General features: G+C 60.2%; 23 protein-coding genes. 16 read left to right on the top strand and 7 right to left on the bottom strand.

Translation table 11 applies throughout. The features are described 5' to 3' along the window. Positions 1 to 128 precede the first annotated feature (128 nt). From AC53L6_RS00690 to AC53L6_RS00630, 13 genes are all read left to right on the top strand, one after another. Positions 129 to 890: a crotonase/enoyl-CoA hydratase family protein gene (locus tag AC53L6_RS00690; protein WP_496906436.1), complete on the top strand. Its 762-nt coding sequence runs from the start codon at positions 129 to 131 to the stop codon at positions 888 to 890. Then, entirely contained in the window at positions 890 to 1348 is a 459-nt protein-coding gene (locus AC53L6_RS00685; protein ID WP_496906435.1) for a MarR family winged helix-turn-helix transcriptional regulator, read from the top strand. Before AC53L6_RS00690 ends, AC53L6_RS00685 begins: the two co-directional genes overlap by 1 nt. Continuing rightward, the gene (locus AC53L6_RS00680; protein ID WP_496906434.1) at positions 1345 to 3117 is read left to right on the top strand and encodes a feruloyl-CoA synthase; all 1773 of its coding nucleotides are present in this window, start codon (positions 1345 to 1347) and stop codon (positions 3115 to 3117) included. Before AC53L6_RS00685 ends, AC53L6_RS00680 begins: the two co-directional genes overlap by 4 nt. Then, positions 3114 to 3986, top strand: coding sequence for an amidohydrolase family protein (locus AC53L6_RS00675; protein ID WP_496906433.1), 873 nt, complete (start codon positions 3114 to 3116; stop codon positions 3984 to 3986). Before AC53L6_RS00680 ends, AC53L6_RS00675 begins: the two co-directional genes overlap by 4 nt. An 85-nt stretch (positions 3987 to 4071) precedes the next feature. Continuing rightward, positions 4072 to 5598 carry a benzoate-CoA ligase family protein gene (locus AC53L6_RS00670; RefSeq protein WP_496906432.1) on the top strand — a complete coding sequence of 509 codons (1527 nt, stop codon included), beginning with the start codon at positions 4072 to 4074 and terminating at the stop codon, positions 5596 to 5598. After that, the gene (locus AC53L6_RS00665) at positions 5598 to 6407 is read left to right on the top strand and encodes an alpha/beta fold hydrolase (protein WP_496906431.1); all 810 of its coding nucleotides are present in this window, start codon (positions 5598 to 5600) and stop codon (positions 6405 to 6407) included. The genes AC53L6_RS00670 and AC53L6_RS00665 overlap by 1 nt, the downstream gene beginning before the upstream one ends. A 99-nt stretch (positions 6408 to 6506) precedes the next feature. After that, complete coding sequence (boxC, locus tag AC53L6_RS00660; protein ID WP_496906430.1) at positions 6507 to 8165, top strand: 2,3-epoxybenzoyl-CoA dihydrolase; 1659 nt, start codon at positions 6507 to 6509, stop codon at positions 8163 to 8165. A 51-nt stretch (positions 8166 to 8216) separates the two neighbouring features. Beyond that, the gene (gene boxB, locus AC53L6_RS00655; RefSeq protein WP_496906429.1) at positions 8217 to 9665 is read left to right on the top strand and encodes a benzoyl-CoA 2,3-epoxidase subunit BoxB; all 1449 of its coding nucleotides are present in this window, start codon (positions 8217 to 8219) and stop codon (positions 9663 to 9665) included. Between the two features lie 11 nt (positions 9666 to 9676). Then, positions 9677 to 9853, top strand: a complete 177-nt coding sequence (locus tag AC53L6_RS00650; protein ID WP_299208059.1) for a hypothetical protein — start codon at positions 9677 to 9679, stop codon at positions 9851 to 9853. Between the two features lie 10 nt (positions 9854 to 9863). Further along, positions 9864 to 10325 carry a flavodoxin domain-containing protein gene (locus AC53L6_RS00645; protein ID WP_299599804.1) on the top strand — a complete coding sequence of 154 codons (462 nt, stop codon included), beginning with the start codon at positions 9864 to 9866 and terminating at the stop codon, positions 10323 to 10325. After that, positions 10322 to 10744 (top strand): acyl-CoA thioesterase, encoded by a 423-nt coding sequence (locus tag AC53L6_RS00640; RefSeq protein ID WP_472728976.1) that lies wholly within the window; start codon positions 10322 to 10324, stop codon positions 10742 to 10744. The genes AC53L6_RS00645 and AC53L6_RS00640 overlap by 4 nt, the downstream gene beginning before the upstream one ends. Before the next feature lie 99 nt (positions 10745 to 10843). Beyond that, positions 10844 to 11695: a helix-turn-helix transcriptional regulator gene (locus AC53L6_RS00635; RefSeq protein WP_299599802.1), complete on the top strand. Its 852-nt coding sequence runs from the start codon at positions 10844 to 10846 to the stop codon at positions 11693 to 11695. Continuing rightward, positions 11692 to 12159 (top strand): 3-hydroxyacyl-CoA dehydrogenase family protein, encoded by a 468-nt coding sequence (locus AC53L6_RS00630; protein ID WP_496906428.1) that lies wholly within the window; start codon positions 11692 to 11694, stop codon positions 12157 to 12159. The genes AC53L6_RS00635 and AC53L6_RS00630 overlap by 4 nt, the downstream gene beginning before the upstream one ends. Before the next feature lie 125 nt (positions 12160 to 12284). Here AC53L6_RS00630 and AC53L6_RS00625 read toward each other — a convergent pair whose 3' ends face one another. The 6 genes from AC53L6_RS00625 to hmgA form a co-directional block, all read right to left on the bottom strand. Continuing rightward, positions 12285 to 13952 (bottom strand): ABC transporter substrate-binding protein, encoded by a 1668-nt coding sequence (locus tag AC53L6_RS00625; RefSeq protein WP_299750232.1) that lies wholly within the window; start codon positions 13950 to 13952, stop codon positions 12285 to 12287. 376 nt (positions 13953 to 14328) lie between these two features. Continuing rightward, a complete protein-coding gene (locus tag AC53L6_RS00620) occupies positions 14329 to 15507 on the bottom strand; it encodes an amidohydrolase family protein (protein WP_496906427.1) in 1179 nt (392 codons plus the stop codon). 389 nt (positions 15508 to 15896) lie between these two features. Continuing rightward, positions 15897 to 16118: a hypothetical protein gene (locus AC53L6_RS00615; protein WP_496906426.1), complete on the bottom strand. Its 222-nt coding sequence runs from the start codon at positions 16116 to 16118 to the stop codon at positions 15897 to 15899. Positions 16119 to 16191: 73 nt separating this feature from the next. After that, complete coding sequence (fahA, locus tag AC53L6_RS00610) at positions 16192 to 17448, bottom strand: fumarylacetoacetase (RefSeq protein ID WP_496906425.1); 1257 nt, start codon at positions 17446 to 17448, stop codon at positions 16192 to 16194. Positions 17449 to 17555: 107 nt separating this feature from the next. Then, the gene (locus AC53L6_RS00605) at positions 17556 to 17726 is read right to left on the bottom strand and encodes a hypothetical protein (protein WP_496906424.1); all 171 of its coding nucleotides are present in this window, start codon (positions 17724 to 17726) and stop codon (positions 17556 to 17558) included. Further along, positions 17723 to 19078 (bottom strand): homogentisate 1,2-dioxygenase, encoded by a 1356-nt coding sequence (hmgA, locus tag AC53L6_RS00600; RefSeq protein WP_496906423.1) that lies wholly within the window; start codon positions 19076 to 19078, stop codon positions 17723 to 17725. The genes AC53L6_RS00605 and hmgA overlap by 4 nt, the downstream gene beginning before the upstream one ends. Before the next feature lie 68 nt (positions 19079 to 19146). On the opposite strand from hmgA, the gene AC53L6_RS00595 reads away from it, so the two are divergent. Beyond that, positions 19147 to 19584 (top strand): MarR family winged helix-turn-helix transcriptional regulator, encoded by a 438-nt coding sequence (locus tag AC53L6_RS00595; protein WP_496906422.1) that lies wholly within the window; start codon positions 19147 to 19149, stop codon positions 19582 to 19584. 2 nt (positions 19585 to 19586) lie between these two features. On the opposite strand, the gene AC53L6_RS00590 is transcribed toward AC53L6_RS00595, so the two are convergent. Next, the gene (locus AC53L6_RS00590; protein WP_299599794.1) at positions 19587 to 20396 is read right to left on the bottom strand and encodes a division plane positioning ATPase MipZ; all 810 of its coding nucleotides are present in this window, start codon (positions 20394 to 20396) and stop codon (positions 19587 to 19589) included. Between the two features lie 192 nt (positions 20397 to 20588). Here AC53L6_RS00590 and edd point away from each other — a divergent pair, with 192 nt between their 5' ends. Both edd and eda read left to right on the top strand, forming a co-directional pair. Next, positions 20589 to 22403: a phosphogluconate dehydratase gene (gene edd / locus AC53L6_RS00585; protein ID WP_496906421.1), complete on the top strand. Its 1815-nt coding sequence runs from the start codon at positions 20589 to 20591 to the stop codon at positions 22401 to 22403. After that, positions 22404 to 23048: a bifunctional 4-hydroxy-2-oxoglutarate aldolase/2-dehydro-3-deoxy-phosphogluconate aldolase gene (gene eda / locus AC53L6_RS00580; protein WP_496906420.1), complete on the top strand. Its 645-nt coding sequence runs from the start codon at positions 22404 to 22406 to the stop codon at positions 23046 to 23048. It begins immediately after the preceding gene. Positions 23049 to 23267: the final 219 nt, after the last annotated feature.

Below are 23267 nucleotides of genomic sequence, written 5' to 3'. Positions count from 1 at the left end.
TTTCAGTGTGTCGAGCGGGGTTAAGGACGCGCGCGGTACGTTAACCTTAATGGGCCGTTAACGGCAGGCTTGCTGGAATCGGGTGAGCTGTGTTTGGGTAGTTATGTAGCATAACTAAAGGGGCGTGCATGCCGGATTTATTGGTGGATGTTCAAGAGGCGATTGCTGTCCTGACGCTGAATCGCCCGGACAAGCGCAACGCCATGTCGGACGGGCTTCTGGCCGAGATTGATGCGTTCTTTTCCGCACCGCCAGAAGGGGTGCGTGTTGCGGTCATCACCGGGGCGGGCGGGCACTACTGCGCTGGTCTGGACCTGTCGGAGCATGTGGCGCGCGATGCCGAGGGCACATTGCACCATTCGCGCGGGTGGCATGCGGTGATGGACAAAGTGCAGTGCAGCGGGCTGCCTGTCGTGTCGGCCATGACCGGTGCGGTGATTGGCGGGGGGCTGGAACTGGCCACGTCGACCCACGTGCGCATTGCAGAGCCGGAGTGCATTTTTCAGCTGCCTGAGGGACGGCGCGGCATCTTTGTGGGCGGCGGGGCGACGGTGCGCGTTGGTCGCATACTGGGGCCGGACCGGATGACCGAAATGATGCTGACTGGGCGCAAATACGGAACCGACGAGGCCGTGGCGCTGGGGTTGGCGCATTACGCGGTTGGGGCCGGAGAGGCTTTGCTCCGCGCGATGGAAATTGCTGCGCTGATTGCCGGGAATGCGCCGCTGTCGAATTATATGATGATCCAGGGGATTGCGCGGATTGCAGACATGTCGCGGCAGGACGGGCTGTTTGTCGAAAGCCTTGCCACGGCGTTGTCGCAGACCTCTCCCGATGCTGCCGAAGGTTTGGCGGCATTTCTTGAAAAACGCAGCCCGAGGTTCCGGTGATGGAAAAGCCAAAGGAGAAGCCCGAGGGTGGCGCGTCGGACGCGGCGCTGCGCGACTTTGTCGGTTATAACATGAAGCGGGCGTTCAACGTGTTGCAGGCGGATCTGGCGCGGACGTTAGAGCCTTTTGGGCTGCGCATGCTGACCTTTTCCGTGCTGTCGATGATCGTTGAGAACCCGGGCCTGCGCCCCAGCCAGTTGGCCGAGGCGCTGTCGGTCGAGCGGGCAAACGTGGTGGTCTATGTGGATCAGCTGGAGGAAGCCGGGTGGGTTACGCGCGCGCCGAGCGAGACGGACCGCCGTGCTTATGCGTTGCAGTGTACGTTGGCAGGGCGGCAGGTCTATGACAAGGCGCGGGCTGCGGTGCGCGCCCATGATCGGCGTATGCTGGACGGGCTGCGCGAGGTCGAGATTGCTGCCGTGAAGAAAGCGCTGATGCGGATCGAGGGGCGGGGATGACGGATCATCTGGACCTGCGTCCGCACAAGGTCGTGCGGGAGGATCGGGCGGACGGAACGATCCTGTTGCGGTCCGGATACGAGATGTCTGCCGTCGATCGCTGTACGGGGGTGTGGCTGGATCGGTGGGCGGCGCGGACACCGGGTGCGGTGTTTCTGGCCGAGCGGTCCGGAGAAGGTTGGCATACGGTATCGTATGCAGGTGCGCGTGCCCGCGTGCGTGATCTGGCCGCTGGGCTTTTGGCGCGCGGTGTCGATGGGCCGATCCTGATCCTGTCTGGCAATTCGGTTGACCATGCGTTGCTGACGTTGGCCGCGCAATATGTTGGCCTGGTGACCGTTCCCGTGGCCGTGCAATACAGCCTGATCCCGGCGGCCCGGGCGCGGTTGGAGTATGTGCGCGACCTGGTGAAGCCCGCGCTGGTCTATGCCGCCGATGATGACGCGTTTGGTCCTGCGCTGGATGTGTTTGAGTGCCCCAAACTGGTGTCACGTGTGGTGTCTGGGCGTGCGGCTGCGTTGGACGGTTTGACCGGTTCGGCGGATGTGGATGCGGCCCATGCCGGTGTTGGGCCCGAGACCGTGGCGAAGCTGCTTTTGACCTCCGGCTCGACGTCCGATCCAAAGGCCGTGGTGACGACCCACGGGATGATGACCACCAATCAGGCGCAGATCCGGGATGGGTTGCCCTTTGTCTCTGCCCGCCCGCCGGTGTTGGTGGATTGGCTGCCGTGGAGCCATGTGTTTGGCGGCTCGCACAACTTCAATCTGGTGCTGGCGAATGGGGGCACGCTGTACATTGATGATGGCGCGCCGATCCCTGCGAAGTTTGCGCGTACGGTCGAGAATCTGGGGCTGGTGTCGGGTACGATCTCGTTCAATGTGCCGATTGGGTTTGCACAATTGGTGGCGGCGATGGAGCGGGATGCAGCGCTGCGAGAGACCTATTTCCGCGACCTTGATATGATCTTTTATGCCGGTGCGTCGCTGCCTCAGGAGACGTGGAGCATACTTGAGCGTATGGCAATGGAAGAAGCGGGACGGATGCCGCTGATCACGTCAAGCTGGGGGCTGACAGAGACAGCGCCTGCTGCGCTGTTGCAGCATGTCCCCGCCAAGGGTGCTGGCATTGTCGGCGTACCGATGACGGGCGTGACCGTGAAGCTGATCGACGACGGGGCGGGACGCATGGACGTGCGGGTGAAAGGAGACAACGTGTTCTCGGGTTACCACGATGCCCCTGCGAAAACTGATGAAGCATTTGACAGTGAAGGATTTTTTGTCACTGGAGATGCGATGCGCTTTGTTGATCCGGACGATATGGTCAAGGGCTTGCGCTTTGACGGGCGGTTGTCCGAGGACTTTAAGCTGAGCACGGGGATATGGGTGCAGGCGGCGCAAATCCGGTTGGAGATGCTGGCGCTGCTTGGTCCGTTGGCGCAGGATGTGGTGATCTGCGGTGCCGGGCGCGATGAGGTCGGGATGTTGGTGGTTCCGGGGCCTGATGCGGTGGATGGAACGGCTGACAACGGTGCGTTATGCTGCGCAGCATCAGATAACATACGACAGCGTATGTATATCCGATCTGAAACCGTCTCAGGGTCGGCCCGGGTGGTGGCGCGCGCCTTGGTTTTGTCGGAGCTACCTGACATCGGGGCGGGTGAGGTGACGGCCAAGGGCAACCTCAATTTTGCCAAGCTGCTGGAGCGTCGGGCCCATCTGGTGGACCGGCTTTATGACGACAACGACCCTGCGAGTATTGTTCTATGATTGATCTGAAAAAGATCCGCGCCATCGACATCCACACCCATGCGGAAGAGCCGTGCGGGTGTCATGCGGATGACGGCTATGACGACTTGCAATCGACCATGGCGGAGTATTTCCGCGCGCCCTGGAAACATCCGCCGACCGTGCCGGAGACGGCGGCCCATTACCGGGCGCAGAACATCGCCGCTGTTATCTTTCCCGTCGATGCAGAGCGGGAGACGGGCTATCGCCGCTACGCCAATGAAGAGGTCGCCGAGATTGCAGCGGAGAACAGCGATATCCTGATCCCCTTTGCCAGTATCGACCCGTGGAAGGGCAAGATGGGAGTGCGCGAAGCCAAGCGGCTGATACGAGACTTTGGCATCAAGGGGTTTAAGTTTCACCCGACCATGCAGGGTTTTTTTGCCAATGATCGCATGGCCTATGACCTTTATCGGGTGATCGAGGATGAGGGCGGTATTGCGCTGTTCCACACCGGGCAAACCGGGGTGGGGTCCGGCATGCGCGGGGGCAACGGGATGCGCCTGAAGTATTCCAACCCGATGTATATGGATGATGTGGCCGTCGATTTTCCGGACCTAAAGATCATCCTGGCCCATCCGTCATTCCCTTGGCAGGAAGAGGCGTTGGCCGTCGCGCAGCACAAGCCGAATGTCTATATCGACCTCAGTGGGTGGTCGCCAAAATATTTTCCGCCGATCCTTGTGCGGTATTGTAATTCGATCTTGCGTAAGAAGGTGCTGTTTGGATCGGACTGGCCGATGATCGCACCCGAGCGGTGGTTGAACGATTTTGATAGTATCGACATCAAGGATGAGGTGCGGCCCGGTATCTTGAAGGATAATGCGGCACGCTTGCTGGGGTTGCAGTAAATTGCGCATAGCCTGTCGTGTGGTTGCGGCAATTGGGCGCGGGATGCAGGATAAAGCATCTTCATGAGTCTTTGGGAGGGGACGCATGGCAAACGCGGCATCGTATTTCGTGGATCGACATGTGGCCGAGGGGCGGGGCGACAAGCTTGCCTTTCGTGAGGTCGGCACGGAACGCAGCCTGACCTATGGCGCGCTGGCTGATGCGTCGGGGCGCGCAGGGGCGGCGTTTCTGGCGGCGGATATCCGGCCCGAGGAGCGGGTGGCGATGCTGGTTCTGGATCATATCGAGTTTCCGATCCTGTTCTGGGGCGCGCTCAAGGCCGGGGTTATTCCAGTGCCGCTGAACACGTTGCTGGCGACCCCCGTTTATGACGCCATCCTGCGCGACAGTCGCGCCACGATGCTGGTTGTGTCGGAGGGGCTGTTGGAGGTCGTGGAGCCTGTTCTGACGCACAATCCGTACCTGCGCCGGGTCGTTGTGATTGGCGACGCCCGGGACGGGACGGAGGCCTATGAGAGCTTCATGGCCGGGGCTGACGCCTCGATTGCGCCGTTCGAGGCCAAGGATGACGAGACGGCGTTCTGGCTCTACTCCTCGGGCTCGACGGGGCAGCCCAAAGGTGTGTATCACATCCATTCGGCGCTGCGGGCCACCGCCGACACCTATGGTGCACAGGTCTTGCAGGTACGTGAAGACGACGTGGTGTTTTCGGCGGCCAAGTTCTTTTTCGCCTATGGCTTGGGCAATGCGATGACCTTTCCCATGTCGGTTGGGGCAACAGTCGTGATCTTTGGCGGGCGGCCTACGCCGGATGTTATGGTGCAGGTGATCGCCGACGAACAGCCGACCGTGTTTTGCGGGGTGCCGACGCTCTATGCGGCCATGGTGGCGCATATGGAGGCGGAAGGGACGCCCGATGCCCCGTTGCGTAGGTGCATTTCTGCCGGAGAGGCGCTGCCGGAAGATGTCGGCACCCGCTGGGAAAAGCTGACCGGTGTGCCGATCCTGGATGGGGTTGGATCGACGGAGATGCTGCATATCTTTCTGTCGAATGCACCCGGTGATGTTGTTTATGGCACCTCGGGCGTGCCGGTGCCGGGCTATGAGGTGCGGCTGGTGGATGAGCATGGCGTGGATGTTGGCACGGGCGAAGTGGGCGAGTTGTTGGTCAATGGTGCCTCTGCCGCGGGCGGCTATTGGAACCAGCGCGACAAGACACGAGAGACATTCGAGGGTGTATGGACGCGGACCGGTGACAAGTACGAGCGCCGCGCGGACGGGCGGTTTGTGTACTGCGGACGGACCGATGACATGTTCAAGGTCTCTGGTATCTGGGTCAGCCCGTTCGAGGTGGAGCAGGCGATTACGTCTCATGCGTCCGTGTTGGAATGCGCCGTTGTGGCGGTGAAAGATGCGGAGGGGTTGGACAAGCCCAAGGCTTTTGTCGTGCCCCATGGCGTGCGGCCTGATGGGTTGGAAGAGATGCTGAAGGATCATGTGAAGGACCGCGTGGGCAAGTGGAAATACCCGCGCTGGGTCGAATGTGTGGACAGCTTGCCCAAGACGGCGACGGGCAAGATCCAACGGTTCAAGCTGCGCGAGGATGTGTGATGGAGTGGTCGGCGGGCAAGGTTTCGGTTGCGGGGCAAGTGCTGGATTATGCGTGTTGGGGACCTGCGCCCGGTGACGCGCCAACACTGGTGATGCTGCACGAGGGGCTTGGATCAGTCGGGCTGTGGCGGGACTGGCCTGCCGAGCTGGCCGCGGCGACAGGAATGGGCGTGCTGGCCTATTCTCGCGCGGGATATGGTCGGTCTTCGACCGTCTCATTGCCGCGACCGCTGGACTATATGAGCCGCGAGGCAGTGGATGTTCTGGGCCCGCTCATGGATGCGGCCGAAGTTGAACATGCCGTGTTGCTGGGCCATTCGGACGGCGCGACAATTGCGGGCATCTATGCCGGGACGGTGTCGGATATGCGTGTGCGGGGACTGATCCTGATCGCGCCGCACTTCTTTACGGAGCCTGAGGGGTTGGAGGCCATTCGCGCTGCGAAGGTGGCGTATGAAACCGGCGACCTGAAAGACCGGTTGGCGCGCCATCACGATGATCCTTATGTGGCCTTCTATGGCTGGCATGACGCGTGGACCGATCCCGGCTTTGTCGCTTGGAATGTGGCGGATGCGATTGATCACTGGCGCATTCCGGCACTGGTCGTGCAGGGGGCCGAGGATGCCTATGGCACGCTAGCGCAGGTGCGTGAGGTCGAGGAACGGGCCTATTCCCCCGTTGAAGCACTGATCGTGGATGGTGCAGGGCACGCGCCGCATCAGGATGCGCCCGAGATCGTGACGCCCGCGGTGGCAGGGTTCTGCGAGACATTGATCGCGTTAGAAGATGCCCTCTCGGAGGCGCATTAAAATGCACTAAAATACCCTATGAAGTGGCATATTGTGCATTCTCGCAGTTCTTTGATGTAGCATAGTGCCACTTTCGATCTTGCAAGGCGCATGTGATTCATGACCCAGACCATCGACTTTCGCACTGACCCGTCCCGCTATCGCCATTGGCGTGTGGAGTATGAGGGCCCGGTGGCGACCCTGTGGATGGATGTGGATGAAGATGGCGGATTGTTCGATGGGTATCAGTTGAAGCTGAATTCCTACGATCTGGGCGTCGACATCGAGTTGAATGATGTGGTGCAGCGGATGCGGTTCGAGCATCCGGAGGTGAAGGTGGTTGTGATGAAATCCGCCAAGGACCGTGTGTTTTGCGCAGGTGCCAACATCCGGATGCTTGGCGGTGCGGCGCATTCCCACAAGGTCAATTTCTGCAAGTTCACGAACGAGACGCGCAATGCCTATGAAGCGGCTGAGGCCGAGAGTGGGCAGAAATATGTGGCAGCGGTCAAAGGGGCTTGTGCCGGTGGGGGGTATGAGCTGGCGCTGGCGTGCAATCACATCATGCTGACAGATGATTCGACCTCTTCGGTTGCGCTGCCCGAGGTGCCGCTGTTGGCGGTTTTGCCCGGTACTGGCGGGCTGACCCGCGTGACGGACAAGCGCATGGTGCGGCGGGATCGGGCGGATGTGTTCTGTTCGACCGAGGAAGGTGTGAAGGGCAAGCGGGCCGTGCAATGGAAGCTGGTGGATGAGGCTGTGCCCAATGCCCGCTTTGACGAGGTCGTGGCGGCGCGGGCGGCTGAGTTCGCCTCCGCCTCGGACAAGCCGGATGTGGCGCAGGGGATTACGCTTGGGCCATTGGAGCGGACGGTGTCTGACGATGGCTCGGTGACCTATGGGCTGGTTGAGGTGACCGTGGATCGCGCAGCGCGGCGGGCGGAGGTTTTGATCAAAGGGCCGGAGGGCGATGCCCCTGCGGATGTTGATGCGTTGGTGGCGGAAGGTGATCAGTCCTACATCCTGCGCTTGGCGCGGGAGTTGGAGGACGCCATTCTCCATCTGCGCTTGAACGAGATGGAGGCTGGCCTGTGGGTGATCCGGTCGCAAGGTGATCCGGAGGCTGTTCTGGCGCATGAGGCGTTGATCCTGGACAACCCTGACCACTGGCTGGCCAACGAAACCCGGCACTACTGGAAGCGTGTGCTGAAGCGGGTCGATGTAACCTCGCGGTCATTGGTCGCGCTGGTTGAGCATGGGAGTTGCTTTGCCGGTGTGCTGGCCGAGCTGATCTGGGCGGTCGATCGCTCCTACATGATGGAGGACGAGTTCGAGGGGGACAATCGCCCCCTTGCCACCGTCACCTTGAGCGAAGGGAATTTCGGAGCCTACCCGATGGGCAATGATCTGACCCGGTTGCAGACGCGCTTCTACGGATCGGACGATGCTGAGGGGCTGCGCGAGCAGATCGGTGAAGCGCTTGAGGCTGAGGAGGCTGATGACGCGGGGCTTGTGACGGAAATTCTGGATGACATCGATTGGGAGGATGAAATTCGCATCTTCCTTGAGGAACGTGCGAGCTTCTCACCCGATGCCATGACGGGGATGGAGGCGAACCTGCGCTTTGCCGGACCCGAGACGATGGAGACGCGCATCTTTGGCCGCCTCACTGCGTGGCAGAACTGGATTTTCAACCGCCCCAATGCGGTTGGTGAAGATGGCGCGTTGCAGCGGTACGGGACCGGTGTGCGCGGTGATTTCAACATGGAGCGGGTGTAACCCGCGCGGTTGGTGGGCAGATTGCCCACCACGGATGGAGGAGATGAAGACATGACTGTGATGAATGTCAGCTATGACACCCAAATCCCCAACAATGTGGGGCTGAGCCAGGATCGTAAGGTATTGAAAGCCCTTGAGAAATGGCATCCCGGTTACATCAACTGGTGGAATGACCTGATCCCGCAGAATTTTCAGGAAAGCATGGTCTATCTGCGTACAGCCGTCAGCGTGGACCCCAAGGGGTGGGCCAAGTTCGACTATGTGAAGATGCCCGAATATCGCTGGGGTGTTCTGCTGGCCCCGGCGGTTGAGGACCGTCGCATTCCCATGGGGGAACATTATGGCGAACCTGCGTGGCAGGAAGTGCCGGGCGAGTATCGCAACATGCTCAAGCGTTTGATCGTCATTCAGGGCGATACCGAGCCGGGGTCGGTTGAACAGCAGCGTTTCCTCGGGCTGACTGCGCCGTCGCTTTACGACATGCGCAACCTGTTCCAGGTGAATGTGGAAGAAGGCCGGCACCTGTGGGCCATGGTCTATCTGCTCCAAAAATATTTCGGCAAGGATGGGCGTGAGGAAGCGGATGACATGCTGGTTCGTTCGTCCGGTTCAGACGAGGCGCCGCGGATGCTGGGCGCCTTCAACGAAGAGACACCGGACTGGCTGTCCTTCTTCATGTTCACCTATTTCACCGACCGCGATGGCAAGATGCAGTTGGAAAGCCTTGCGCAGTCGGGGTTTGACCCGCTGTCACGTACCTGCCGCTTCATGTTGACCGAGGAAGCGCACCACATGTTCGTGGGCGAGACGGGCGTGACCCGGACTGTTCAGGCGACGCTTGAAGCGATGAAAGCCAACGGCATCGATGATCCCTATGACATCGACAAGATCCGTGATCTGGGTGTGATTGACCTGCCCACGATCCAGAAGAAGCTGAACCTGCACTATACCCTGTCTCTTGATCTGTTCGGGCAAGAGGTCAGTACGAACGCCGCCAATGCCTTTAATGCCGGTATCAAGGGCCGGTACATGGAGCAGCGGATCGAGGATGATCACAAGCTGACAGGTGACACCTACAAGGTGGCGAGCATCGTCGATGGTAAGATCGTAACGGAGGATGTGCCGGCACTGACGGCCATCAACATGCGACTGCGGGACGACTATGTGCGCGATGCGTCCGGTGGCTTGCGCCGTTGGAACAAGCAGATTTCGCGCACGGGCATCGAGTTTGAACTGAAGCTGCCCCATGAGGGGTTCCACCGGAAAATCGGTATCTTTGCGAACCAGCCGATCACGCCGGACGGCACCTTTGTCAGCCAGGAAGAATGGGACGCACGTGCGTCCGAGTGGCTGCCGACCAAGGAGGACGGAGCCTTCATCCAGTCCTTGATGAAGCCGTGCTATGAGCCCGGAAAATATGCCAGCTGGATTTCGCCACCCCGTGTGGGAATCGACAACAAGCCAGGGGATTTCGAATATGTTAAGCTGCATATGGCCTGATGGAGGATGTTATGCAGATCGACAGAACAGCCCTGACAGACAATGCACCGGTCCGGCGCCCATTTTGCGCGCTGGAATGCGACGGATGCACCGGAATGTGCCTTGCGCTTTACATGATGCTGACGCGGGACGAGCAAGACGAAATGTGCCGCCGATACAAAGCCGCGGAACCCCAACGCGTGCATTAGGGAGCGTTGAATGAAAGTTGGAATTTACTACGGGTCCGAGACGGGCAATTCCGAGATGTTGTGCGAAGACATCGAGACGGAACTGGGCGAAGGGTTCGACTGCGATATCCAGAGCCTTGCTGACGTGAACCCAGCCGCGATGGAGAAGGGTGCGTTCTATATCATCGTGACCTCGACCTATGGCAATGGCGACCTGCCTTCGACCGCGCTGCCGTTTGAAGACGCGTTGACCGAAGGCAAGCCGGACCTGAACGGGGTCCGTTTTGCGATTTTCGGCTTGGGCGACATGGTCTTTGCCGAGACGTTCAATCACGGGTCCATGAAATTGAGCGAGATGCTGAAAGCGCAAGGTGCTGTTCAGGTTGGCGAACGCGGCCTGCACGATGCGTCGGGTTTTGACATGCCCGAAGATGTGGCACTGCCCTGGGTGCAGGGGATCATGGGCCTTATGGCCGCGGACAAGGCTGCTTGAGCGAAGCTTTCAAACATGAAATTCGGGTCACATGGGGCGATTGTGACCCGGCCAAGATTGCCTATACCGGTCGCCTGCCGTGGTTTGCATTGGATGCGATCAACGCGTGGTGGGAGGCGCATCTGGGCGGGGATGGCTGGTATCAGCTTGAACTGGACCGCAATATTGGCACGCCATTCGTCCATATGAGCATGGATTTCCGATCGCCCGTCACACCCCGTCACCGTCTGATTTGTTCTGTCTGGCCCAGCCGCCTGGGGGAGAAATCCGTGACTTTTCGGGTGGATGGGCATCAAAACGGGGTGCTGTGCTTCGAAGGCACGTTCACTTGTGTTTTTGTCATCGCAGACCAGTTCAAGAGCTGTTCCGCGCCACCGGAGCTGCGCGCAGTGATTGCCCCCCACATATGCGACGTTTGAATAGTTGATCAGTCGGCAATGCGCCCTACAACATCCTGATAAGACCAAAAAAACGTGCGCATGACTTCACCAAGACCCATACCCGACGGAGCTGTTCCGATGATTGCACGCCTCGCCACCCGCGTTCGCGCGGCGCGCGAGGCGCTGGGGCTGCCGCGACGTGCACTGTCCGAGAGGTCGGGCGTATCCCCCCGCTACCTTGCCCAGCTTGAGGCGGGGGAAGGCAATATTTCCGTTATTCTGTTGGAGCGCGTCGCGACTGCGCTGAATGTTCGGATCGAGGATCTGCTGTCCGAAACCGCCCCGATGGATGGAGACGTGGCGCGGGTGGCGCGTTTGTATCAGGCCGCCCCGGCGCAGGTGCAAGGGCGTGTGCGTGCCTTGCTGGCCCCACAGAACCCTATGGCCTTGCGCGCCCAGCGTATTTGCCTGGTTGGTTTGCGCGGGGCGGGGAAGTCGACTTTGGGCCGCTTGGCTGCGGACAAGTTGAAGATACCTTTCGTCGAGCTGAATCAGGAGATCGAGGCCAAGGCAGGTATGCCTTTGTCCGAAGTCATGAGCCTGTATGGGCAAGACGGATACCGCGCATTGGAGACCGAGGCGGTATCCCAGGTAGTGGCCCGTCATGACAAGCTGATCCTTGCCGTGGCTGGCGGCATTGTTGGCGATAAGGCGACCTATGACATGGTGCTGGAACGCTTCCACACCATTTGGGTGCGCACCAGCGCGGGCGAACATATGACCCGTGTACGCGCGCAGGGCGATCTGCGGCCCATGGAAGGGAACCCGGCGGCCATGGAGCAACTGAAGGCGCTCTTGACCACACGGACCCCGGCATATGAACGGGCCTTGGCGCAGGTCGATACATCGTCCAAGCCCGTATCCATGTCGGTGAACGAGTTGCTGGCCATCATCGCCAAGCACCGTTTCCTGGAAGGCTTGGGGGCGTGAGCGCAGCAGTTGCTCCGCTACAGGATGCCTTCTGGCGGGTTTGCGAGCGGCTGATGTACCTGCACACAACCCCTTGGGAACTTGACGAGGCGCTGGTGGCCTGGGGGTATGGACTTGGCCCGTGCGAAGCGCAAGATCTGATTGGTTTGGATGTGGTTCTACGTGTCCGCGATGGGGTTGATGTGACGCCGGTGTTGCCGCGCATGGTCGCCGAGGGGCGCATCGGTAAACGGTTCGGTTGGGGATACTATCGGTATCCCGGCGGCGGTGGTGCCGTCATCGACCCGTTGATCGAGGACCTGATCTGTGAAGAGGCGTGGTTTGCAAAGGTGTCGCGCACAGAACTGGCCGGGGAGGTTTTGGTGACCCGCCTACACGAAGAGATGCGGGAGGAATTGCGCGCGGATATGGATTCAGCCGTGCGCCTTTTGCATTTCCCAGCGGATCGGTTGGCGGTGATCTGAGAGCGCTGGGCGGCCGCTGTTTGGCTGCGCCAAATACGCCCCGCCCACCATCCCTTTTGTTCGGCTTTTTAGTAACAAAAAGGGCCGCGCAATGGCGGCCCCTTCCAATTCCGTGATCCCATGGATCAGGTCCAGGCGACCTGCGCCGGACGGAATTCATATGTGATGTGGTGTTCGCCACCCACCAAACCTTCCTTGGTGTGGTTGGTCAGCGACCGCCAGTAGGGCTGGATCGTAACGCCCGCGTCCTGGATCATCTTCTGGCCGATGGCCATCAGCTTGCGGCGTTCTTCCACATCCGCTGTTGCCAGCGCCTTTTTCAGGTTCTCGTCGAACTCGGGGTTGGACCAGCCAAACTCGTTCCACGCTTCGCCCGAGCGATAGGCCAGCGCCCAGATCTGGACGCCCAGCGGGCGGTGGTTCCAGTTGGTGGAGCTGAACGGGTACTTGGCCCAATCGTTCCAGAAGGTCGAGCCAGGCAGCACCGTCCGTTTGACGTTGATACCTGCGTCGCGCAACTGGGCTGCGACTGCATCGGTGGTGTCCTTCCGGTAACCATCGTCGATCGAGATCAGCTCGTGCTCGAAATCGCCCATGCCGGCCTCGTCCATCAGGGCCTTGGCACCTGCGGGGTCCACCTCCATCGCGGGCAGTTCGGCATATTCCGGGTGGAACGGTGCGACGTGGTGGTTTTCGGCCACTTCGCCACGGCCACCGATGCCCAGTTCGAGCAGGATGTTGTTGTCGACGGCCATGGTGATGGCGCGGCGCACGCGTTCGTCTTCGTAGATGCGCTTGCCATCGACTTCGGCCAGCTGGTTGGGCCGGATCACCAGGGTGGCGGCGGTCACGATGTCGTTCTGCACCATGCCGTCGATGGACGCGATCAGGTCAACGAAATCTCCATCAACCGAGTAGTTCATGTCAACTTCATCGGCTTCCGATGCCGCCATCCAGGCTGCCGGATCGGTGCCGTAGTCGATGTACTCGATGCGGTCCATGTAGGGGCCGCCGTTGACCTCAGTGCCCCACCAGGTGTGGTCGACGTTCTTCACCAGCACGCCTTTGACGCCCACTTCGAGCGACTCAGGCAGGTAGGGGCCGGTGCCGATGGGATTGCTGAGCGCGGTGTCGGCTGTGTACGAGCTGTGCACGATGGCTGCCGGGTAGTCCGCCATGCCCGCGATAAGCGAGATGTCGGAGGCGGGCAAGTTCAGCTTGACGGTGTGGCTATCAACCACTTCGATGGCGCCTTCGATGGCCTTGTTCGTGTCAGGGTCGATCAGTGTGTTGAAGCGACCGGCCATCGAGTTGCCTTCGAGGTCTTTCTCGCACCAGCCTGCGATGTTGCGGGCCACGTCCTCGGCGGTGAAGTCTTCACCGTTGTTCCACTTGACGCCTTTGCGGACGTTCAGGGTGTAGAGGGTGGCATCATCGTTGATTTCCCAGCTTTCCAGCAGCGACGGCTGGAAGGTGCCGTCGTTTTCGTAGGTGACCAGGTATTCCAGCCAGCCACGCGAGAAGTTGGCAATCTGTGACCAGTCATAGGTGCGCGGGTCCTTGAGCGCGCGAACCTCGGTCTGATAGCGGAGCGTGCCGCCTTCCTTGTGGCCCGCGGCCTGCGCGGCAGGGGCGCTCATGCCGAGCATGCCATAGGCAACGGCGGCAGTGGCGCCAAAGCTGCTGGCCGTAGCCAGAAACTCGCGGCGGTTGATCGGATCGGTGCCGACTTTGCCAGCCGAATCCAAGATGGATTGCGGCAGCGGCTTGCCGGTACGTGTTACAAAGGTCATGTTCTTCCTCTCTGTTGGCGTCACGAACAGATGTTCGCGTCCTTATGTGGTCAGGGTGAGTGCCCGACCTTTTGGTGTTGCAGTTATCCTGCGTTTTTTCGCCACCCCTTCCCGGGAGACGCCCGGAGTTCAAACGATCGGGCGCATGGCGTCAACCCCATCGTCGGGGGCCGTGCACATAGAAATAGTCGACAAGATTCCGATGTTTTTGTGATTCTACGCCGTTCTCGGGCCCAAAACCGCCTTTTGACTGGATATGGGCACGTCATTGGTCGTTTCGCCGGTTGAGTGCGGGGGATGGCTGTCAGGATCTGTTTTTGTTGTTACGAGCAGGTTTGCGCTTGTCCAATGAAGCCGGTCTGGCCCGCAATTGCGATCATATGAGCGTGTCAAGCGCTGGCCGCAGCGGCACACGACCAGATAGCAGATCGGCGGTGTGCGTGACGTCGCATGTCAGCATGTCGGTCAAGTGGGCACCATCTACTGTAACGGCCGCCCCTCCAAGAGCATGCGCCGCATCCGTCGTGATTGCGGGCAGCCAATCCCCCATGGGAGGGTCCAAATGCGCCGCGACGCAGGCAAGCGCCAATGCGGCACAAGGATCATGCGCGCCAACAGGACAGAAGGCATCCGCAACATTGTCGGAACCCACGACGATGGGCACGCCCGCGTCCCGCAGTTCTCTCAGCCGGGTGATCCCGCGCCGGTCCGGTGTGCCGTCGGTGCGGCCTTGCAGGTACAGATTGGTGATTGGCAGCGTGCACACCGTGATCCCTGCGTGGGCGAGTTTGTCGGCGATGCGTTGTACGTCGTGTAAAGGTCTGTCCATCAGGCTTACGCAATGGCCGCACATGATGGGGCGGTCAAAGCCGGCCTCAAGCGCAACATCGGCGATCTGCTCCAGACCGTTGAGGCCGCCCGATCCTTCGTCCACGTGGAAGTCCAGCATCAGGCCATGTTGGGATGCCGTTGCAAACAGGACCTCCAACCCGGCGCGTGTCTTTTCGTGCCCGTGGATAAATGCCCCCAACACACCGTCCGTGAAGGACAATACCTTGCCGACCGTGTTGGAAAATTCCGGATACGTCCATTGTTCGATACTGGTCAGGGCCGAGAGCTGCAGGCCTGGGTGATCCTCGGCCAGTTCGACCAGAACGGACCAAGAGAGTGGGGGTGCGGGTTCATCACCCCAATCCACGTGGCTTCTGATCAACCCGCAGCCGTTTTGATGCGCTTCCTTCACCCCCTTGGTCGCGCGCGCGCGAATGTCGTCTTCGTCCCAATGCACTTTGTCCGCACGCTGGCTGGCGAGGGCATGATGCAGGTCGCCGCCCACCTGACCCAGCCGACTGATGGTGTGGCACTTGTCGAGATGGCAATGCGGTTCGACCAGTTTGGGCAGCACTATGCGGGTTGCTATGCCCGTTGGTGCATCAAGTGCCATCAACCGCCCGTCTTTCACAACCGGCGCGCCGTGCACGCAGTCACCATGTGCCACCCCGCCAAAACGATTTGGATCCGCAATCATGGACTTGGGAACCAGAATGTCAGTCATGTAAGCTCATCAACGTCAAAAAACATGCCGCCCCTGACCGCAGGCTGAACCCGCCTGCAGCGCACCGTCTGATGGGTGCCCGTTGATGCGTTGATCTGTTTGGTCTTAAGGATGTTGCCGTGGCGCGGGCGAAGAACCGCGTCTTCATGTCCTTCCCTTTCGTGGAAGTGGATGTCAGCGGCGCTTGAGCAATCAACCCGTGCCAGAGATATCCATGACGGTTTCAAATTTCGATGTGCCGCGCAAGTGTGTGTTTGAAATCCCGCCTGCGCTGCGCACCTGATCGCCTGTGTGGCTTGGCAGTTCTTCATGTCTTGTCGTGGGAGCGTTCGGATGGCGCCCAAGTATTTCGGCCCATTGCAGGTTTGGAAGCTAAAGACCCTTGTTTCCTATTCCGCGCGCTCGCTGTGATCGCGCCGGATCAGCTTCCACAAGGTCCAGACCAGGGTGCCGCCAAAGAACAGCGTGGCCAGACCAATGGCCTCCCACCCGGCAGGGCCTTGCGGGATGCCACGAAAGACCAAGGCGCCGATCAGGAGGGAAAAGCCCGCAAGCGAGAACCAGAACCGGAACAACAGATCACCCCGGGTCGGACCGTGTTTGTTCGTCATGGTCTTGTGCCTCCGCTGATATGGACAGTGACGCCGCCACGAACGCGACGTTTTGCCAGCCAAAAGACACACATCAGCGTTTGTACGGATCGTCCAGCGCTGCAAGGATCGTTCCAGCACATGTGCCGAAGCCGATACGGTATCCGTCGCCCCGCGCATGTCCTGCAAGTGTCAGCGTATCGCCGTCTTCCAGAAAGGTGCGTGTCTCTCCGGTATCGAGCGTCAGTGGCTCCTTCCCACCCCAGCTCAATTCCAGCAGGCTGCCGCGCTCTGGTTTCGTCGGGCCAGAGATGGTCCCAGACCCCAAAAGGTCGCCCACATTCATCGGGCAGCCCGATGTGCTGTGATGCGCCAGTTGCTGGGCCGAGGAATAATACATCTCGCGATAGTTGGTTTCGGCGATCGTTGTGGCCTCTTTGCCCTCCGGGGCAAGCGTGACGCTCAGGTCGATGTCATAAAGCATCGGGCCGGTGTCCTTGAGGTGGTCGAGCAACTCGAATTCACGGTCGGGCGTGGACGTGCGGAAGGGCTCCAAGGCCGCCTTGGTTACAATCCATGGGCTGATTGAGGTGGCGGTTGCCTTGGCCTGAAACGGGCCGAGCGGCTGGTATTCCCACGCTTGGATGTCGCGCGCGGACCAGTCGTTCAGCAGCACATAGCCAAAGATGGCGGCATCGGCCTCGTCAACCGAGATGGGACCGTCCGAGGCCATGCCGACAATGGCACCCATTTCCAGCTCGAGGTCAAAACGGCGTGAGGGCAGGAAGGCAGGTAAGTCATGGTCTGGCGACTTCAACTGCCCCCAAGGGCGGCGGATGTCGGTGCCTGAGACAACCACGGAAGAGGCACGTCCATTGTAGCCGATAGGGATATGCAGCCAGTTCGGCGGCAGTGCGTTTTCTGGCCCACGGAACATGGTGCCCACATTTGTGGCGTGGTGACGGCCTGCGTAGAAGTCGGTGAACTCGGACACGACCAGTGGCATATGAAGCGTCGCATCGGTCATTGGCACAAGTAGCGGTTCGACAAGCGCCTGATCCTTGGACCCTTCGGCGAGCAGGTCGGTGAGCCGGTTGCGCAATGCCGTCCAGACGGCGGGTCCTTGCTCCATCAGTTCGTTCCAGAAGGGCACGCCGAAGAGCGGCTCGTCCGTAAGGTCGATGATCCCCTGTTCCTCAGCTGCATACATATCGAAGATCATATCCCCGATGGCCACGCCACAGCGGGCATCAAGGGTGTCGGTCGAGAAGACACCGTAAGGCAGGTTGTTTAGAGGAAAGTCGGTGTCAGCGCTGTTCGCACTGCCCACCCATGAGGAATTCAGCGGCATCTTAAGGTCCTACATGAAATCAGGTGTTGAAAGAGTTGAAGTCGGGGCGGGGGCGGTCAGTCCGATCAGCAGCCAGTTGGCCTGCGAAAGAGAAGACAGAAAGGCCATCAGTCCGAGCCGCCCCCGCCAACGTGATCCGATCCTTCAAGGCGTCGACCGGGTTGCGCGCGCGTGTGATCCAGTGGAGCGATGTGATCTTTCTTGGATCGCCAGGACCAGATGACGCCACCGACAAGACCGACAAAGACAACAATCGCGACAAGGCCGGGGTCAATCATTTCTTGCCCGGTGTCCCGTCGAACTTCTTCTCAATATCCGTCCAGCAATCGATGTAATCGTCCTGCAGCGGTGCCTCTTGCGCAGCGAACTGGGTCAAGTGCTGGGGGAAGCGGGTTTCGAACATGAAGGACATCGTGTTGTCGAGCTTGTGTGGTTCAAGCTCGACATTGCTGGCCCCTTCGAACGCGTTTTTGTCCGGTCCGTGGGGCAGCATCATGTTGTGCAGGGACATGCCTCCCGGCACGAACCCTTTCGGTTTGGCGTCGTACTGGCCATATATGTTGCCCATCAACTCGGACATGATGTTCTTGTGATACCACGGCGGGCGGAACGTGTCTTCGGCCACCATCCAGCGTTCGCGGAACAGCACAAAGTCGATATTGGCCACGCCCGGTTGGCCGGAGGGCGCGGTCAGCACAGTAAAGATCGACGGGTCGGGGTGGTCGAACAGGATGGCACCGACCGGACAATAGGTTTTCAGGTCGTATTTCAGCGGCGCATAGTTGCCGTGCCATGCCACCACATCCAGCGGTGAGTGACCAATCTCCGTCTCGTGGAACTGGCCGCACCATTTGATCGTGAGGGTCGAGGGAACCTCGCGGTCCTCGAACGCGGCGACCGGAGCTTTGAAATCACGCGGGTTCGCCATGCAGTTGGCACCGATCGGGCCGCGCCCGGGCAATTCGAACTTTGCGCCGTAGTTTTCGCAGACGAAGCCACGTGCGGGGCCTTCCAGCACCTCGACCCGGTACACAAGGCCACGTGGCAGGATTACAATGTCCTGCGGTGCAACGTCGATGATCCCCAGTTCGGTGCAAAAGCGCAGCCGCCCTTCTTGTGGAACCACCAGAAGCTCGCTGTCGGCGGAGTAGAAGTAAGCGTCCTTCATCGACGCAGTCACCAGATAGATATGGCTCGCCATGCCCACCTGCGTGTTCACGTCACCCGCTGTCGTCATGGTGTGCATACCGGTCAGCCATGTCAGGTCCTGATCGGTGTGTGGCACGGGATCCCAGCGATACTGCCCCAAGCTGGTCACGTCTTCCGGGATGTGTGGTGCGGATTTCCAATAGGGCAGGTCAATGCGGTTGTACCGACCGGAGTGTTTTACGGAGGGGCGGATGCGGTAACACCACGTGCGTTCGGGCCGCACATCAGTAAAGGCGGTGCCGCTCAATTGCTCACCATATAGCCCGTAATTGCATTTCTGGGGCGAGTTCATCCCTTCGGGCAGGGCACCCGGCAGTGCTTCGGTTTCGAAATCATTGCCGAAGCCCGGCATGTACCTTTCGGTGATACCTGCCCCGGATGGGGCCTGGATCATGGAATGCGGCGCGGATTGGCGGTTCATGGCGATCCCTCTTGCGGAATTGGTTGCCGATGTAATAGTTGTTTTTGTAACTAACAAGCGATGCCCCAATGAAATCAGCCAAAGACTTCGATGTCCGCCAGTTCCTGCCCTATTTGCTGAACCAGGCGGCCGAGGCGTCGAGCCTTGAGTTCCAGAAGGTCTATAAGGACAAGTATGGGATGCTGCGGAACGAGTGGCGGGTGCTGTTTCACCTGGGCATCTACGGCCGCATGACGGCCAGCGACATTGGTGCGCGTGCGCAGATGCACAAGACCAAGATCAGCCGCGCAGTGCAAAGGCTGGCGGAGCGCCGATACCTGACCCGCACGCGCGCAGATAAGGATCGACGCGTCGAATACTTGACCCTGACACCGGCCGGGCAGCAGGTCTATCGCGACTTGAAGGGCATCGCGCAGGACTACGATGCTGCCCTGATAGACGGTATTTCAACTGAAGAAGCGAACATGTTGCGTGGCTTGTTGTTGCGTCTGGCGCAGCGAGACTAGGATCAGAAGTCGACCTCGATCTCGGGCAGGTTCAGTGCCTTGATCAGGTCCCGTAACTCTTGTCGCGCCGCCACATTCGAGATGTTCAGTTGCTTCACCCCGATGTCCTTGAGATCGAGTAGGGTTAGCCCACGCGGGAACAGTTCACGGAAGATGACCCGTTCGGAAAAGCCGGGTGCGATGCGGAAGCCGATACGCTTGGCCAGCATCTTGATGGCGCGTTCCATCTTTTCCTTGTTGACCATGCGCTGGGCGCCCATGCGGTTGCGCAGAACGATCCAGTCGATGGGCTTCAGGCCCGCTTGCGCGCGCAACTGACGGGCGTTCCACACCATCTCAGAATAGACCGAGGGACCAAGAATCTTCTCACCCGTCGAGTCGATGCGCGCCAGCAGGTCGAAATCGACAAAGCTGTCATTCAGGGGCGTGATCAGCGTGTCGGCCAGCGAATGCGCGACCTGACTGAGCCGCGTGTGAGAGCCGGGGCAGTCGATCAGGATAAAGTCATTGTCGGGTTCGAGCGTCGCCACCGCCGCGCTGAGCCTATGATCATAGATATTCTCGCCGGGCTTGAGTTGCGACGCGTCGATCTCGGGCAGGTCGTGCACATCCGGTGACGGCAGGTCGAGGTCAGCCGACGCCAGAAACGTGCGGCGGTTTTCGACATAGCGTCCGAATGTCCGTTGCCTCAGGTCAAGATCGAGTGCGCTGACTTTCTTGCCAGCGCGCGCCAGTGCTGTGGCCACATGCATCGACACGGTGGACTTGCCAGCCCCGCCCTTTTCGTTGCCGACAACAATGATATGCGCCATGATTGTCCCCTTACCGCACATCCGCTTTGCGAATTTTGGGCCACTATATGTTGTGTTCACACCCTTTGAAAGCGGGCATGGAAACTTTCCTGCGGCACCGTGGCGCGGTGATTGCACAACGAAGCTGTTAGCGCTATCAGGCGCTCTGTGATAAGATGTGGCCAAACCGAGATGAGGAGATAGGAGAGCACGATGCCCCTGCACCCTACACTTGAGCGCGTGACTGAACGTGTGATCGAACGCAGCGCACCGACACGACGTCGGTATCTGGATCGGATGGCTACGGCCAAGTCCCAAGGTCCGGCCCGCGCGCACCTGTCCTGTAGCGGCCAGGCCCATGCGTTTGCCGCTGCGGGTCCTGACCAGTCCCGGCTGGCCGAAGCAAGCGTTGGCAATCTTGGGATTGTCACGGCCTACAATGACATGCTGTCGGCACATCAGCCGTTCGAGACCTACCCGACCCTGATCCGCGACGCGATCCGGGCGGAGGGCGGAACTGCGCAAGTGGCGGGCGGTGTGCCCGCCATGTGCGACGGTGTGACCCAAGGCGAGGCGGGCATGGAACTAAGCCTGTTTTCGCGCGATGTCATTGCCATGGCGACCGGTGTGGCGCTGTCCCACAATGTCTTCGATGCCGCCGTCTTTCTGGGCGTCTGCGACAAGATCGTGCCGGGTTTGATCATCGCGGCCCAATCCTTTGGTCACATGCCAGCTGTCTTCCTCCCTGCAGGTCCGATGACCAGCGGCTTGTCCAATGATGAAAAGGCCAAGGTCCGCCAGAGGTTCGCGGCGGGCGAAGCGACGCGTGAGGAATTGCTCGCGTCGGAAATGGCTGCCTACCATGGTCCGGGCACCTGTACCTTCTATGGCACGGCCAACACCAACCAGATGCTGATGGAATTCATGGGCCTGCATTTGCCGGGCTCGTCCTTCGTCAACCCGAATACGCCGCTGCGCGATGCGCTGACGGTTGAAGGGGCCAAGCGCGCGCTGTCCTTGTCGGCCTTGGGCAACAACTACACGCCGGTCTGCAATATCCTGGACGAAAAGGCGTTTGTGAACGGGATTGTTGGCCTGAATGCGACGGGCGGGTCGACCAACCTTTTGATCCACTTGATCGCCATGGCGCGGGCCGGGGGCATTGTGCTGGATTGGGAAGACTTCTGCGACCTGTCCGAGGTGACACCGCTGATCGCGCGCGTCTATCCCAACGGTCTGGCGGACGTGAACCACTTCCATGCGGCGGGCGGTCTTGGCTTCATGATTGGCGAGCTTTTGGGCGCAGGCTTGCTGCACGATGACACGCAAACCGTCGCGGGTGAGGGGTTGGAGAATTACACGCAGGAACCCAAGCTGATCGACGGTGCACTGACTTGGCAAGCGGGTGCGGGCAAAAGCCTGAACGACAAGATCGTGCGCCCTGCGGCTGATCCGTTTCAGGCAACCGGTGGGCTGAGCCGCCTTGCCGGTAACTTGGGAACAGGGGTCATGAAAATCTCGGCCGTGGCACCGGAACACCGGATCGTCGAAGCCCCAGCGCGCGTGTTCCATGAACAAGACGACGTGAAGGCCGCGTTCAAGGCCGGCGAATTCGGCGAGGGTGATTTTGTTATCGTGGTTCGGTTCCAGGGACCCAAGGCCAATGGGATGCCGGAATTGCACAGCCTGACACCGATACTGGGTATCATGCAGGGCCGTGGGCAGAAGGTCGCGCTGGTCACGGATGGCCGCATGTCCGGCGCATCCGGCAAAGTCCCATCCGCCATCCATGTCTGCCCCGAGGCGCTGGATGGTGGCGTGATCGCGCAAGTGCGGGATGGCGACCTGATCCGTGTCGATGCCGAGGCCGGGCAGCTTGAAGTTCTGACTGAAGGTGTGCTTGACCGTCCGCATGCCACAGCCGATCTTTCGGGCAATCACTGGGGGGCGGGGCGCGACATGTTCCACGCCTTCCGTAATACCGTCGGGTCCGCCAATACTGGCGCAACCGTATTTGGAGACTTTTGAATGCTGACTGCCAAAGCCGCTGCCGTGCGTGCCCGTGAAATCTGTGACCTTGCGCCAATTGTGCCGGTGCTGGTGGTGGACGATGTCGCCCATGCCCAACCTTTGGCCGAGGCGCTGGTGGCAGGTGGACTGCCCGCGCTTGAGGTGACCCTGCGCACGCCAGCCGCATTGGATGTGATTGCTGCGATGTCCAAGGTGCCCGGTGGGGTTGTTGGTGCCGGGACTTTGGTGACACCGGATGACGTGAAGGCGGCCAAGGAGGCTGGCGCGCAGTTCGGGGTATCCCCGGGTGCAACCGAGGCGCTGATTGCCGCCTGCGAGGCCGAGGAATTGCCCCTACTGCCGGGTGCCGCCACTGCGTCTGAAGCGATGTGTTTGTTCGAGCGTGGATATGACATGCTCAAGTTTTTTCCGGCTGAGGCTTCGGGTGGTGCCCCTGCTTTGAAGGCGATTGGTGCGCCCTTGCCGCAGATATCGTTCTGCCCGACGGGTGGGGTGAGCATGGGCAATGCGAATAGCTATCTGAGCCTGCCGAATGTGGTCTGTGCCGGGGGGTCCTGGGTGGCCCCCAAGGACTTGGTTGCAGCCGGGGATTGGGCCGGGATCGAGGCCTTGGCGAAGGAGGCTGCGGCCCTGTCGCGGTAGGGGTGTCCCGGCGTGGGACATATTCCAGCCTTTGAAATTTCAATGGGTTACAGCGGCGAATTAAGGAACTGTTAGGGTTTTCACCGCAGTAGCTGGCATTGGATGTGGGCTCGTCTGTTCTGGAGACAGGCGGGATCAGTGACGTGTCTTTGGTGCTAAATCTCCGCCTGTCCTAGCAGGATACAGACCATCCGATCGCGTTCCCGACGCGGACGGGCA

The sequence above is a fragment of the Tateyamaria sp. LSS28 genome (genome assembly GCF_059611725.1).
This window is presented reverse-complemented; position numbering and strand designations above follow the sequence as displayed.